General features: G+C 38.7%; 14 protein-coding genes. 4 read left to right on the top strand and 10 right to left on the bottom strand.

The window, feature by feature from the left end; translation table 11 throughout:
- Nucleotides 1-25: 25 nt before the first annotated feature.
- The 3 genes from ADHAQ_RS0107870 to rbfA form a co-directional block, all read right to left on the bottom strand.
- Nucleotides 26-1,249 carry an ABC transporter permease gene (locus tag ADHAQ_RS0107870; protein ID WP_026462468.1) on the bottom strand — a complete coding sequence of 408 codons (1,224 nt, stop codon included), beginning with the start codon at nt 1,247-1,249 and terminating at the stop codon, nt 26-28.
- Between the two features lie 168 nt (nt 1,250-1,417).
- Nucleotides 1,418-2,230: a class I SAM-dependent methyltransferase gene (locus ADHAQ_RS0107865; RefSeq protein ID WP_026462467.1), complete on the bottom strand. Its 813-nt coding sequence runs from the start codon at nt 2,228-2,230 to the stop codon at nt 1,418-1,420.
- Nucleotides 2,231-2,239: 9 nt separating this feature from the next.
- Nucleotides 2,240-2,635, bottom strand: coding sequence for a 30S ribosome-binding factor RbfA (gene rbfA, locus ADHAQ_RS0107860; protein ID WP_026462466.1), 396 nt, complete (start codon nt 2,633-2,635; stop codon nt 2,240-2,242).
- Nucleotides 2,636-2,768: 133 nt separating this feature from the next.
- Here rbfA and ADHAQ_RS0107855 point away from each other — a divergent pair, with 133 nt between their 5' ends.
- Nucleotides 2,769-4,175 carry a hypothetical protein gene (locus ADHAQ_RS0107855; RefSeq protein ID WP_157433371.1) on the top strand — a complete coding sequence of 469 codons (1,407 nt, stop codon included), beginning with the start codon at nt 2,769-2,771 and terminating at the stop codon, nt 4,173-4,175.
- A gap of 15 nt (nt 4,176-4,190) precedes the next feature.
- On the opposite strand, the gene rpiB is transcribed toward ADHAQ_RS0107855, so the two are convergent.
- The 7 genes from rpiB to ADHAQ_RS0107820 all read right to left on the bottom strand — a co-directional run bounded on the left by rpiB (nt 4,191) and on the right by ADHAQ_RS0107820 (nt 11,045).
- Nucleotides 4,191-4,625, bottom strand: a complete 435-nt coding sequence (gene rpiB, locus ADHAQ_RS0107850) for a ribose 5-phosphate isomerase B (RefSeq protein WP_026462464.1) — start codon at nt 4,623-4,625, stop codon at nt 4,191-4,193.
- Between the two features lie 8 nt (nt 4,626-4,633).
- Nucleotides 4,634-5,464 carry a twin-arginine translocase subunit TatC gene (gene tatC, locus ADHAQ_RS0107845; protein ID WP_026462463.1) on the bottom strand — a complete coding sequence of 277 codons (831 nt, stop codon included), beginning with the start codon at nt 5,462-5,464 and terminating at the stop codon, nt 4,634-4,636.
- A 26-nt stretch (nt 5,465-5,490) separates the two neighbouring features.
- Nucleotides 5,491-6,765, bottom strand: a complete 1,275-nt coding sequence (gene glyA, locus ADHAQ_RS0107840) for a serine hydroxymethyltransferase (protein WP_026462462.1) — start codon at nt 6,763-6,765, stop codon at nt 5,491-5,493.
- Nucleotides 6,766-6,923: 158 nt separating this feature from the next.
- On the bottom strand, nt 6,924-8,744 hold the full coding sequence (locus tag ADHAQ_RS0107835; RefSeq protein ID WP_026462461.1) for a T9SS type A sorting domain-containing protein: 1,821 nt from the start codon (nt 8,742-8,744) through the stop codon (nt 6,924-6,926).
- Between the two features lie 606 nt (nt 8,745-9,350).
- Nucleotides 9,351-9,590: a hypothetical protein gene (locus ADHAQ_RS24935; RefSeq protein WP_034256678.1), complete on the bottom strand. Its 240-nt coding sequence runs from the start codon at nt 9,588-9,590 to the stop codon at nt 9,351-9,353.
- 25 nt (nt 9,591-9,615) lie between these two features.
- On the bottom strand, nt 9,616-10,074 hold the full coding sequence (locus ADHAQ_RS28040) for a hypothetical protein (RefSeq protein ID WP_034256676.1): 459 nt from the start codon (nt 10,072-10,074) through the stop codon (nt 9,616-9,618).
- Nucleotides 10,075-10,190: 116 nt separating this feature from the next.
- The gene (locus tag ADHAQ_RS0107820; RefSeq protein ID WP_026462460.1) at nt 10,191-11,045 is read right to left on the bottom strand and encodes an SDR family oxidoreductase; all 855 of its coding nucleotides are present in this window, start codon (nt 11,043-11,045) and stop codon (nt 10,191-10,193) included.
- A gap of 130 nt (nt 11,046-11,175) precedes the next feature.
- On the opposite strand from ADHAQ_RS0107820, the gene ADHAQ_RS0107815 reads away from it, so the two are divergent.
- The 3 genes from ADHAQ_RS0107815 (at nt 11,176) to ADHAQ_RS24925 (ending at nt 13,450) form a co-directional block, all read left to right on the top strand.
- Nucleotides 11,176-11,451, top strand: coding sequence for a 4a-hydroxytetrahydrobiopterin dehydratase (locus ADHAQ_RS0107815; RefSeq protein WP_425393691.1), 276 nt, complete (start codon nt 11,176-11,178; stop codon nt 11,449-11,451).
- Between the two features lie 90 nt (nt 11,452-11,541).
- Nucleotides 11,542-12,255, top strand: a complete 714-nt coding sequence (gene rsmI, locus ADHAQ_RS0107805) for a 16S rRNA (cytidine(1402)-2'-O)-methyltransferase (RefSeq protein WP_026462458.1) — start codon at nt 11,542-11,544, stop codon at nt 12,253-12,255.
- Nucleotides 12,248-13,450 carry an Lnb N-terminal periplasmic domain-containing protein gene (locus tag ADHAQ_RS24925; RefSeq protein ID WP_051359786.1) on the top strand — a complete coding sequence of 401 codons (1,203 nt, stop codon included), beginning with the start codon at nt 12,248-12,250 and terminating at the stop codon, nt 13,448-13,450. The genes rsmI and ADHAQ_RS24925 overlap by 8 nt, the downstream gene beginning before the upstream one ends.
- Nucleotides 13,451-13,455 lie beyond the last annotated feature (5 nt).

Raw genomic sequence — 13,455 nt, 5'->3', positions numbered from 1 at the left:
TAAAATAAATATTGAGCTTTGAGATTTATAGAATATCTTTTGGCTCTATGGCGGCGGCTTTGATAGCTGGCCGAATGGATACCAGCAAGGTAATAAAAATGATAGTCAGGCCAGTTAATAACACATCTGAAAGGCGCATTTTTACGGGATAGGCATCGACCAGCGCAGTAGCCATACCCATTGAAATCAAACCAAAGGTTTTTTGTACCCAACACACCAACAAGCCTAACGACAAGCCTCCTCCTGCACCAATACAAGCCACAAGTGCCCCTTCTGCCAGAAAAATATTTCGAATTATTTCGGGAGTAGCTCCCATAGAGGCCAGAATCGCGATATCTTTCTTTTTATCTATTACCAACATTGAAAGTGAGAAGAAGATATTAATAGAGGCAATTAATAAAATGAAAGCAAATGTAATAAACACAAACATTTTCTCTACTTTAACCGCCCTTAATAAACTTACATGTTGCTGGTCACTATCCAGAACCTTATATCTGTTTCCTAATAAATTTTGCAGGGCATTTTGCACGCGTGCAATAGATTGCCCTTTTTTTACTTTTATTTCTAGAGAGGAGCGCTTATTGCCGTACTCAAACAGTTCGCTGGCAAATTCCAACGGCACAAAAACATAACTGTCATCGTATTGCTTTTCTATTACAAAAACACCGCCCGCAATAATGGATTTTTCATTAAATGCATCCTCCGGTGTCAATGTTAACCCTTTCTTTTTTTTAGGATAGAGTAACTGCATGGGCACAATAGCATTAGTTACCCTTACCGATAGCTCGTATTGAATTCCTCTACCAATAAGTGCATAATTATACCCATTGCGTCGTAACCGGTAATCTCCTTCTATAATAGTAGAATCTATCCGATTCTGGCCAAAGAAATTACCACTTACGCCTTTTAACTTAATAACCTTTTGCCGGCCTTCATAACGCAACAAAGCATTGTCTTCTACCACTTCGGTTATAAATGCTACGCCTGGTGTATTTCTTAGGCTATCCAGAAATTCTTTATCTGTTACAAAATTTTTGCCCCTTGTTGCTACTATGCGTAAATCCGGATCAAAACTCCCATAGATGCTGCGGATTAAATCTTCCAATCCATTAAAAACCGAAAGCACAATAATAAGGGCCGCCGAACCAACAGCAACTCCAATCATGGATATATTGGAAATAATGCTGATTATATTCCTCTTCTTCTTCGAAACAAAATAGCGTTTTGCTATAAGAAAAGGGACATTCATAGTTTAGTTAAAGCAGATTAGGTTGAGTAAAACAGTATATATAAAATATTTATTGCTTTAATGGAGGTCTATAGTACTTGTAAGAAGAGTAAAGAGTTGTCTTAGGTAAAAAGTCAGACTGATTTTTGCTGAATAACTACTTTTAATACACCTTTTACTATTTATCCATTACTTCCAGGCTTTTACAATTAATCCGGTACCTGTTGGATGGTGGGTATTAGCATCCAGCCAGTTTAAAATTAAACAGAAAGGGAAGGTAAGAGAATAATAGAAAGGCAGTAATAGGAAGAAAGCTTTTGATTTACCAAGCATCAAGATAGGGTACTTCATTGATAAGCGCCAGGAAATTTGCCCGGGCTTGCCATACGAATAACGCGCCTGTACTTTACTAAACCCGGCTAGCATTAATTTATCCTGAATTTCCTGAATATTATATCCATCCCGCACGTGCTCTTCTATAAAAGAACTTTCATCATCTTCGTGTACATCAGAGCCTCCCTGGTCAGATGGGGTAGAAATAAGTAACATACCTCCTGGTTTTAAGCCGACATTTATGTTTTTAAATACTTCTACATCTTCCAGAATGTGTTCCATTACATCTACTGACAGGGCTAAATCGTAAAGGTTATTTTGCCGGAATGTTACCAGGTCTGCTACTTCAAACTTTACCCGCTCCCCTCTACCAATTTGCTTAAAAAAATGATTGCTATCAGCTATCTGTTCTTCCTTAACATCAACGGCTAAAATCTGCCACTTCGGGCTCATACCCGACATGTAATAGGTATATTGGCCATATCCGGAACCAGCATCGAGAATTTTAATAGGCTTTTCTCTTTTACCAACCGCCCATACCTTTAACTCTTTATGCACATGCCAAGTCCGGAGTAAAAGTAAATCCAGAAGATTATAGAAAAAGCGCCGTAAAAATGGCGTTTTATTGAACGTTTCGCCCAATACACGCTTTATCGGATCGTATTGCATTAAATTCCCCTAATAAGTAGCATCATCGTCCTCTTCCGGCTCTTTCTCGTCGGCAGGCGGAATATCAAGACCTGAAAATATTTTATCCATGTGCGCGGCGTATTCTGCACTATCATCTAAATAAAAGATAAGGTCTGGAATAACCCGCACCTGATTTTTAATGCGCTGGGCCAGGGCATGTCTGATTATTTTGGTATTAACTTTTACCTCCTGTAATATAGCTTTGCCATCTCCTGCCAATATAAGGCTTAAATATACTTTTGCCGTGCCCAAGTCAGGACTTACTCGCACTGTACTGATAGAAATATAAGCTCCATTTACAACATGGGTTAACTCCCGCTGAAAAATCTCGGCTAATTCTTTCTGTAAAAGTTTGGCAAACTTTTGTTGTCGTTTACTTTCCATAGAAGCTGCAAATATCGTATTATTTTTGCATTTTTACCCGTTTTAAAAGGCTTTAGTTATAGTTCTTGGTAATTAAGCCTGTTTGCTCTTTAGGCAACATAAATTTGTACCTACTTAAAATTTACCAGATCCCTTGATAAGCTACTTTAAGAGCATATTATTATCCCGCTTGTTTTTGTTAGTGCTATTGTTTTTAGCTATTCGGGTGCCCCTCATTTTGTTAGGCATACCGCTTACGCTACAAGAAGTCAAAGCCATGGTTCTCGGCGAACGGCTTTCAGAGAATTTTATGCTGTACCGGGATGTTTACGATACAACCGCTCCTTTGTCGGCGGCGCTCTTCTGGGTAGTTGATGTAGCTTTTGGCCGAAATATTTTAATGTACAGAATTATTGCCAGTACTTTAATTTTTATCCAGGGCCTGCGCCTAAACCTAACCCTGAATACTAACGGCGTTCTTAATGAGAAAACTTATTTACCGGCCTTATTATATTTTATATTTGGCAGTATCTTTTTCGAATTTGATACCTTATCGCCTTTGCTGCTGGGCATGACATTTCTGATCTTCTCAATACAATACCTGATTGTAGCACCCAAAGAGGGCATAAGTAATCCTAGATTATTTAAAGGTGGATTTATGCTAGGTATAGCTGCGCTTTGTTATTTACCTTTTTTACTGTTTTTAATATTTGGTTTTTTTGCGGTTGTGTTCTTTGCTTTCAATACCTTTCGTAGCTTCCTGTTATTTCTGTGCGGGTTATTGTTCCCTTATATTGTAGCTTTTACTTATTTTCTTTATGCCGATGCCCTACCTAATTTTATCCAATACAATATCTTATCGGCCTGGCAATTTGATATAGATTTATTATTACCTGGGCTGGATTTACTTAAAATTGTAGCCTTACCTATACTATTCCTATTATTTGCAGTAACCTTTTGTGCCATTTATGCTCCAGGTCTAAACTATCAGCTTAAGTTTTTTCAGTTAATGTTAATTTGGTTACCTATTGCGGCATTGGTAACTATAGCTGGCCAGGAGATATCTGCTATAACCTGGTTATTGTTTTTGCCGGCCTTTACCTATTTTGCGACCTTTCTATTTCTAAGGTCCAACTTTTTATGGCTAACGGAGCCCTTATTTTTGATTTTATTTGGGTTTGCCATCCTTACCCGGTACAATACGCTTTTACCTCCTTTACCTTATGTAGCAATTAATACGTCTGGCCTTACCACCCAATCAGCCTCTAAATACTATGAGGTAACAAACGCCCGAATATTGGTTTTAGGAGATGATATAAATTTTTATGTAGCTAATAAGGCGGCTACGCCTTACATTAATTGGCAACTAGCCCAGGAAGATTTTGGACAGTTAAATACCTATTATGCTGTTTTCAAGATTTCTCAGAACATAGCTACTGCCAAGCCTGAATATATTGTAGATGAGAAAGGATTAATGCCAGAGCTTAGATATAAGGCTCCGGAAGTGTTTGGCCGATATAAGCATATCGGCCAGAACCATTTATACAAAAGAATAGATTAAAAGTAGAACCGAGGATTAGCAGGTAATTTTATTTACCCGAGTTTGGTGACGGCCACCTTCGAAAGCAGTAGTAAGAAATACTTTTACCATTTCGGCTGCTACTTCTACAGAAACAAAACGGGCTGGCACACATAAAACATTTGCGTTGTTGTGTTCCCGAGCCAACTTCGCAATTTCAGGTTCCCAACAAAGAGCAGCGCGAACTTCTGGATGCTTATTAGCTGTAATAGCAACGCCATTGCCACTACCACAAATTAAAATACCGGCTTCCGCTTCGCCTTGTTTTATTGATGTAGCCAATGGGTGCACATGGTCCGGATAATCAACAGAAGCTTCTGAGTCAGGTCCGAAATCTATTACTTCATACCCCTCTTTTTGTAATAATTCTGTTATCAATCCTTTATATTGAAAACCGGCGTGGTCACCACCAATTGCAATTCTCTTAACCATGATGCTTATTAGTTTGTGCTTTTATTCAGGCGTTTTAAATCTCTGCGACGTACTATATTAGAGATCAAAATACTTACTTCATAGAGTCCTAATAGAGGCAAAGCAAAGATGGTCATACTTAACACATCAGGTGGCGATATCAATGCAGCTATAATTAATATCACAACAATAGCATGCCTACGGTAAGCTATCATAAATTCCGATGAGATAATACCCGCTTTTGTTAAAAAGAAAGCAATCATCGGCAACTCAAACATAATACCACAAGCTAGGGTCATCCGGGTTAACGTATCGATATAAGAAGATAAGTCAAACTCGTTTGTAATGCTTGGATCTATGGTATAAGAAGACAGAAAATTAATGGATAGGGGAGCGGCTACATAATAACCAAATAATAATCCAATAATAAACAGCAATGAAACAAAGAATACAGCACCCCGGGAGTTTTTTTGCTCTTGCGGGTATAAACCTGGTTTAATAAAACGCCATATTTCCCAAAAGGTGTAAGGAAACGCTAAAATCAAACCAATAATTGCTGAAACAGTCATGTGGGTGGTAAACTGGCCACTCATATCCCGTGCCTGCAGGGTAAAGTTCAATTTCTGAATACACATGCCCGGACTATTCATGTACTCGCCTAATTCACACAACTTGCGGTAGGTATAGAAATCTGCCCGGGAAGGAGCCAGTATTAAATCATGAAATACAAACTCCTTCGCGATAAAGGCGGCAATTGCAAAAACTAATATGGAAGCCAATGAACGGATAATGTGCCATCTTAATTCTTCTAGATGGTCAATAAATGACATTTCCTGTTCTCCGTGTTCTTCTACAGTCACGTGTGTACCCGTTCTAATGGTTATAATTAATAATTAAATAAAGGGAAGTTTTTCATCCAGGAATTAATCTCTTGCTTTACGCCGGCAATCTTGGACTCGTTTTCATGGTTTTGCAACACATCATCAATTAAGGAAACAATACGTTCCATGTCGTTTTCCTTCAACCCACGAGTAGTTACCGCGGCAGAGCCAATGCGCATACCAGAAGTAACAAATGGAGATTTATCATCAAACGGCACCATATTTTTATTAATGGTGATATCCGCTTTAATTAAAGTATTCTCTGCTTGTTTACCTGATAAACCTTTGGAACGTAAATCAATTAACATTAAGTGGTTATCAGTACCGCCAGAAATAATATTGTAACCTCTGTCGGTAAATCCTTTTGCTAAGGCTTGTGCGTTCTTCTGCACCTGAAGAATATATTGGCGATAATCATCAGATAATGCTTCGAAGAAAGAAACCGCTTTAGAAGCAATAACGTGCTCTAAAGGTCCACCTTGCGTACCAGGGAAAACAGCCATATCTAATAACGAGGACATTGACCGGATTTCACCTTTTGGTGTTTTATAACCAAACGGATTATCAAAATCGTGCGGTAACATAATCATACCACCTCTTGGACCACGCAGGGTTTTATGAGTAGTAGTAGTAACTATATGGCAATGTTTAAAAGGATCGTTTAATAACCCGTGAGCGATTAAACCAGCAGGGTGGGAGATATCGGCCAATAATAAAGCACCTACTTCATCAGCAGCAGCCCGCAAGGCTTCATAATCCCAATCTCTGGAATAGGCAGACGCCCCGCAAATGATTAATTTTGGTTTTTCCCGACGAGCAATATCAGCTACTTTTTCCCAATCAATTAACCCCGTATCTGGCTCTACGCCATAAAACGTAGGCTGATAAATTTTACCGGAGAAGTTTACCGGCGAACCATGAGTTAGGTGACCACCATGAGACAAGTCAAAACCTAATATTTTATCGCCTGGATTTAAAACAGCCAACATTACAGCAGCATTGGCTTGTGCCCCAGAATGCGGCTGCACGTTTACCCAAGCAGCGTTAAATAATTCTTTTGCCCGATCAATCGCTAATTGTTCAGCCTGGTCTACAATTTCACAACCTCCATAATAACGCTTACCCGGTAAACCCTCAGCATATTTGTTGGTTAATTCACTACCCATGGCTTTCATTACCTGCTCCGAAACAAAGTTTTCGGAAGCAATTAATTCAAGGCCATGCATCTGGCGCTCTTTTTCTTGACGGATTAGGTTAAATATAACGCTGTCTTGCTGCATTTTTTTACTATTTAGTGGCGCAAAATTACGGGAAGAACTTCAATAAACCAATTGCTTTTATTTATTCTCTTTTAATTAGTTCTAAATCTTTTATACTAATTCCTCTTTACCAAAAAAGGAGGGCTTTTGGCCCTCCTTTTAACTTATAATATATACTGTTATTGCTTGATCAGTTTAATCTGCTCCTTAACGGTATCGGTTACCACATTTAAAATATAAACACCACTTGGATAATTACCTGCCAAAGAAACAGGTATCCGGTTCAGGCCAGCTGCAACCGGCACTTTTTGCTCCAATACTTTTTTACCAGTTAAATCAGTAACAGTAAGCGTGGCCTCTTGCTTACCAGAACCACCTAATTCAACCTCAAAAGAATTAGTAAACGGATTTGGATAAGCTTTTACTGTTGTTTGATTCTTATTTATATCAAATCGAACGGCTTCAACGGCATAAAATGTTTCTTTCCCATCCAGATCTAATTGTTTAATCCGGTAGTAACGTACGCCTTGTTTTGCCGGTTCTTTATCTGTGTAAATATACGATTGGGCAACTGAGGAATTTCCATTTTTAGTATGTACAAAAGCTAACTTTCTGAAATTCTCACCGTCATTTGACACCTGAAGCTCAAATCCCTGGTTATTTGCTTCCATAGCTGTTTGCCAGGCAAGTTCTGCATTGGCGCCTTTACGGGTTGCTTTAAAATAAGTAAGGGTTACGGGCAGGGTAGTGTTTGGATCTTTATGCCCCATTGTCCATAACGAAAACCCAGTTACACCGGATAATGTAACGGTTTGGTTATTTAAGTCCCGGCTATATGTTTGCCCTTCTCCTTCTAATTGTTCTAAATATTTTAAATCAGAATCTCTCTTTCTATAGAATACAAGCGTATTTTTATTAAAATTTTCTGCTTCTAAAGTGCTATAGTTTAGAGTCAAATCGGCCTTTAATCCAGCGTTACCGTTTGCTGCCGGAGATATACTATACAATCCTCTGACAATTTTATCCCCTGTATTTTTTTCAATATCTCTTATATAACCAAAATTAGACCGCGTAACCTTTGTTACTCCAGGATAAACTGTACCAGTCGATCTTAAAGTAACGCCTATCCCTCCAAAATTTTCTAAATTGCCATTACTGATAGTTCTGGTAGCATCCACTCTTCCAAATAAATAGCCTGTTGCTGATTCGTGCAGACTGCCAGTCTCAGCAATAGTAACTATATAAGTACCCGTATTTAGCACTCCATTACCACTAATAGTAAGGGCATGTGATACAGATAAATTAGAAGCTAATGATATTGTATTTCCATTATTAATATTCAAAGTAAGATTACTAAAGGTTTGTGTTAACCCCACTGGCAGAACCTGGTTATCAGTAAACCCAGTAATCTTTGCTGTTGAAGAGGGATCCCAGGTTGCCTGAGGTATTTCACCGGAAGTAGCCGTAAACTGGTGTTCATAAACACTACCTGGTCTAAAAAATAAGGTTGATGCACTAGCCCCCGTAATCGTACTTTTATTATTGAAGGTACCAGTTACAACAACTCTAGGCACTCCAGATTCTGTGTAGAAATTTATGGCTCCATTATTATATAATGCTCCACCTATTGTTAAATCTTCTCCTTCAGAGTTAGGAACAATGGTTAAAACTCCACCCTTATTAACGGAAAGAGAAGCTCCATTTAAAACTACTGTTTGATCCACTAAAACTTGTGTGCTGATAGCAATATTATGCACAATAAGGATTTCAGTACTATTAGCGCTGCTGGGCACAACATCTGTCAGAGTATAAGGTCCCGAGTTACCATTTCGAACTTCCCAAATAGACGCACTTCTACTCCAATCACCGTCTGCTCTTGTCCGATAACTTTGCGCTGCCGCATTAAATGAGCATAAGCCTAGAAAGGCGGATATCAAAACTGCTGTCTTGATATAATTTTGCTCCCTTAAGAAATAACTTTTTAGTAAATTTTTAACCATACAAACTAACCTTTAACCTGTTCTTAAATCTTTGTTATCCTCACTATCTCATTTTAATAAGAGATTGATATATTTAAAATACTTATGCTAAACCTTTTTGCTAAAATCTCGTTAAAGTTAAATTTTTTCCACATTTAAAACGATCTGTTTTAGAAAAATTTAGCCAAAAATCCGTTTTTATACTTATTACCAGCAAAAAAATAAAGCAGCATTATTTTAAAATTAGAAAGAATAAGATTTAATACCTAACCTTCAAACTAGTTTATAATGTTAAATTTAATAATGACTTCAATATGGCAGTTTTATTTCTTGTCGGAAAGTTTTTGAGGGATTAAACTAATGCAAGCCTAGCTTATCTTTTTTATATAGCTTTAGTTTATTATAATTCCTTAATATTACTATATAAAGAACCCCCTATTTTTATAAATACACCCTAGGCATTTGCCTTGAAACTAAGTCAGCAAAGTCATTATTAGAAAAATTATAAAATAGATCCGTTAAAATTCTTTAAATAGTTAACAATAAAGTATACAGAAAAAGATAAAAACAAAAAAGGCGAAGAAGTTCATAGTGACTTCTTCGCCTTTTTCCTATTGAAAAATTTCCTTAGCTATAAGGAGGTTTATCAATTTTAGGTTTATTGGTATTGCGATTAGGATGACTTCCTAATCTTGTATCAATAGTTGGTTCATCTTCCCCATCTGTATACTTAGCCCGAATCATATCGTGCAGTGCATCTTCGCTAGCCTCTGAATTAACAATTTTTTCTCCGCCAACGCCTTTTCCAGCCGGATCACCACCAGGATGACTCGATTGTTGATTGGTATTATTGCTTTTATACGGCATAATCTTCCCTCCTTTTTAAATTTAATTAAATGTCATCATCTTCTTCGTCCAAATCCTCATCCAGATCTTCGTCCAAATCATCGTCAAAGTCCGGATCATCTATATCGATGTCATCGAAATCATCATCCGGAATGTCATCAACATCTATATCATCTCCTAAGTCATCATCCTCTTCCAAGTCATCATCCTCGTCATCGGCTACAGCAACAGGAGTTTTGTTAGCTAATTGCGAACTTGTACGCAACCCATCGGTATGAGCATTTTGATCTACAGTATCTTCATTCATTGACAAAGATGTGGAGCCATCGCTTGAGTCGGTTCCAAAGCCATTTCGGCCATCCCGGTCACCAAAACCACCCCGGGCATGGTCATTCTTTGGGGGATCAGCACCTGGAATGATGTGACCGGCTTGCATTTCTTCGTAATCGGTGTTACTCTCAATAACCCGAACACGTCTTTCAGTATTTCCTCTAACTGATGCCATTTGTTCTGTTTAGTTAGTTTTTATTTTATTTTTATTTTCCTAAGCTTTAGTGCTTATAATAAATTTCAGTTTTTGCTTCTTACTCTATTTTTGCTGATGGGGTTTAACTAATTTGCTTAACCCGCTACTACTTCGCCACCATTAATATGGATAACTTGTCCGGTTATATAAGAGGCATCTTCCGAAGCTAAGAATACATACGCAGGAGCTACTTCTGAAGGTTGTCCTACTCGGCCCATTGGCGTACTTTTACCAAACTCTTCCACATTTTTTAAAGTAGCCGGAATAAGAGGTGTCCAGATAGGACCTGGCGCTACAGCATTTACCCGTATGCCTTTCTCAGCTAAATTTTGGCCTAAGGCCCGGGTAAAAGTGGTAATGGCACCTTTGGTGGCGGAATAATCGATTAAATGAGTGCTTCCCCTAAAAGAAGTTACCGAAGTAGTATTTATGATAGAATCGCCTTTTTGCAGACGTTCCAGGGCTGCTTGCGCCACAAAAAAGTAGGCGAAAATATTAGTCCGGAAAGTTTTTTCGAGCTGCTCGCTGGTTATCTCTTTTAAATCTTCTTTCTCGTGTTGCTCCGCTGCATTATTTACCAGAATATTTAAACCTCCTAGTTCCTGCACCGTGTTTTGAACAATAGATTTACAAAACTGTTCTTCCCGCAGGTCACCTGGTAGTAACAGACATTTTCGTCCTTCTGCTTCTACCATTTGCTTTGTATCCTGGGCATCCTGATCTTCCGACAAATAAGCAATAGCCACATCTGCACCTTCGCGGGCAAAATGAACCGCAACGGCCCGGCCAATACCACTATCGCCTCCGGTAATAAGGGCAACTTTTCCTTTTAATTTATCACTACCTTTATAATTATCCCGAATAACTTCTGGTTCGGGGGTCATTTTATGTTCTTTGCCCGGTTGCTCTGCCTGGTGCTGGTCCGGAACAGAAGTAGGTTTATTTTCCATAGTTGGTTTAGGGTTAGATCAAACTAATAATTCTTTAAGAGGCTTTCTATACGGCCTTCTAAAATTGGTAGTTGGAGCAGCACCCATTTATTTTCAAGATTTTAATAATCCATAATATTCAGGTAATCAGATATATTTAAATTTTAAAACCTTATTTGTTATGTGGGAAGAAGAAAACAACAGCCTTAAAAAAGCCTTTATTTTTAAGAACTTTAAAGAAGCCTTTGCTTTTATGACCGAAGTAGCCGCTGTAGCAGAAGATTTGGACCACCACCCGGAATGGACCAATATCTACAACAAAGTAAGTTTTAAGCTTTATACCTTTGCGGGAAATAAAGTAACAACCCGCGACCGGAAACTAGCTCAGGCCATAGATCGGGTAGCTGAAAAATATTTAGAGTACTAATCGTGTATATTTAAATAGCCACATAAAAAATAGACACGTATTTTACCAGCACCATTACCCGCAATTAAACTGAAATATTTACCTTTGGGCATGTCATCTGGCGAAGAAACAAGGCTTTACTTAGTACCAACTCCAATTGGTAACCTGGAGGATATAACGCTTCGGGCAATTAGGATTTTAAAAGAGGTAGACACCGTGCTGGCCGAAGATACCCGTACCAGTGGAAAACTGCTGCAACATTTAGGCATAGATAAACGCATGCACAGCCACCACCTGCACAACGAACACAAAGCGGTAGCCCACTTAATAGATCGTATGAGTAAAGGCGAAAAAATGGCTTTGGTGTCAGATGCTGGTACCCCGGGCATATCGGATCCTGGCTTTTTACTGGTGCGCGAGTGCCTGCGCAACAATATTAAAATAGAATGTTTGCCCGGACCCACTGCTTTTGTACCAGCTTTACTAAAATCTGGCTTTAGCGCCGAGCGATTTACTTTTGAGGGATTTTTGCCACAGAAAAAAGGCCGACAAACCCGCTTACAGGAGTTAGCCAAAGAAGAGCGCACTATGATATTTTATGAATCGCCGCATCGTTTACTTAAGACACTGGGCCAATTTAGCGAATACTTTGGTCCGGAACGGCAAGTATCGGTATCAAGGGAACTAACTAAAATGTTTGAAGAAACCATTACCGGTACTTTAGCCGACGTAATTCAGCAGTTTAACCAGAAGGCAATAAAAGGAGAATTTGTGTTGGTAGTAGAAGGAGGGAAAGCTTTAAAAGCCTCTTATGCAAATGAATAAAAGATCAATTTTTAAATTAATAATACTTTGTCTGGGATTCCTGTTGGTTATTCAACAAAGTAAGGCATTCCCGTTGTCGCCGCAAGCTAAAATTAGCCTTATTACAGTTTCTCCTGGGGCCGAATTATACTCGATGTATGGCCACAGTGCCATACGGGTAGTAGACCCGGTCCAGGATATGGATGTGGTTTTTAACTATGGCACTTTTGATTTTAATACCCCTAACTTTTATATAAAATTTATTCAGGGTAAGTTACCTTATAATTTATCAGCCGGATACTTCCAACAATTATTAGAGAACAGCCAGGAAGATAACCGGTCGGTATATGAGCAAGTATTGAATTTAAATTTGCAGGAAAAACAATGGGTAATGGATTTCCTGGAAAATAATTACCTGCCCGAAAACCGCTCGTATCTCTACGACTTTTTCTACGATAACTGCGCTACCCGTATCCGGGATGTTTTTAAAAAAGGCTTAGGGAACAAATTAATTTACCCTCAAACCCCGTTAGATGGTCCGCCTACTTTCCGGCAGTTGGTTGGCATTTACCAGGCACCGCACCCCTGGGTAGATTTGGGCATAGATTTATTAATGGGCTTGCCTGCCGACAAAGTAGCATCGCCCACCCAAATGATGTTTTTGCCGGACTTTTTAATGCAGGGATTTGACAAATCCAGGGTAGGAGGTATGGCTCCTTTTGTACAATCTAAGCAACAATTATTTAAGGCAACTGCCCCACCAGCTGAAGCGCCCCTTCTAACACCTTCGTTTATTTTCTGGGTGTTACTGGTGGTAGTAGTACTTGTTACCATTCTGCAGATTCGGCAAAAAGCTGTTTCCCACGCATTAGATATTGTTCTATTTAGCTTAACCGGCTTATTAGGTATTATATTAACGTTTCTTTGGTTTGGCACCGACCACCAGTCGTTTTCCCAAAACCTCAATATTCTTTGGGCTTTTCCTCTTCACTTACCAGTTGCTTTTCTTTTGCTTAAAGAAAAGAAATCAACTTTTATAAAAACTTACTTTTTAGTTACAGCTGCCATTTTAGTACTGTTAGCCGTTAGCTGGAAAATATTACCTCAAGAATTTCATCCATCCGTATTGCCACTCGTACTAACCCTGGCTATCCGGGGCTGGTATATTGCCAAGGGCAGCAAAAAAGTAAAAAGTTCTACAAACCCGTATAAATAAACCTA

The sequence above is a fragment of the Adhaeribacter aquaticus DSM 16391 genome (assembly GCF_000473365.1).
Taxonomy (GTDB): Bacteria; Bacteroidota; Bacteroidia; order Cytophagales; family Hymenobacteraceae; genus Adhaeribacter; species Adhaeribacter aquaticus.
The sequence above is the reverse complement of the archived record's forward strand: the minus strand, read 5'-3'. Positions and strand labels throughout refer to the sequence as shown.

Coding starts and splice junctions, on each gene's coding strand:
- ADHAQ_RS0107870 (WP_026462468.1), bottom strand. CDS start 1,249: ATGAATGTCCCTTTTCTTATAGCAAAACGCTATTTTGTTTCGAAGAAG.
- ADHAQ_RS0107865 (WP_026462467.1), bottom strand. CDS start 2,230: ATGCAATACGATCCGATAAAGCGTGTATTGGGCGAAACGTTCAATAAA.
- rbfA (WP_026462466.1), bottom strand. CDS start 2,635: ATGGAAAGTAAACGACAACAAAAGTTTGCCAAACTTTTACAGAAAGAA.
- rpiB (WP_026462464.1), bottom strand. CDS start 4,625: ATGGTTAAGAGAATTGCAATTGGTGGTGACCACGCCGGTTTTCAATAT.
- glyA (WP_026462462.1), bottom strand. CDS start 6,765: ATGCAGCAAGACAGCGTTATATTTAACCTAATCCGTCAAGAAAAAGAG.
- ADHAQ_RS0107835 (WP_026462461.1), bottom strand. CDS start 8,744: ATGGTTAAAAATTTACTAAAAAGTTATTTCTTAAGGGAGCAAAATTAT.
- ADHAQ_RS24935 (WP_034256678.1), bottom strand. CDS start 9,590: ATGCCGTATAAAAGCAATAATACCAATCAACAATCGAGTCATCCTGGT.
- ADHAQ_RS28040 (WP_034256676.1), bottom strand. CDS start 10,074: ATGGCATCAGTTAGAGGAAATACTGAAAGACGTGTTCGGGTTATTGAG.
- ADHAQ_RS0107820 (WP_026462460.1), bottom strand. CDS start 11,045: ATGGAAAATAAACCTACTTCTGTTCCGGACCAGCACCAGGCAGAGCAA.
- rsmI (WP_026462458.1), top strand. CDS start 11,542: ATGTCATCTGGCGAAGAAACAAGGCTTTACTTAGTACCAACTCCAATT.
- ADHAQ_RS24925 (WP_051359786.1), top strand. CDS start 12,248: ATGAATAAAAGATCAATTTTTAAATTAATAATACTTTGTCTGGGATTC.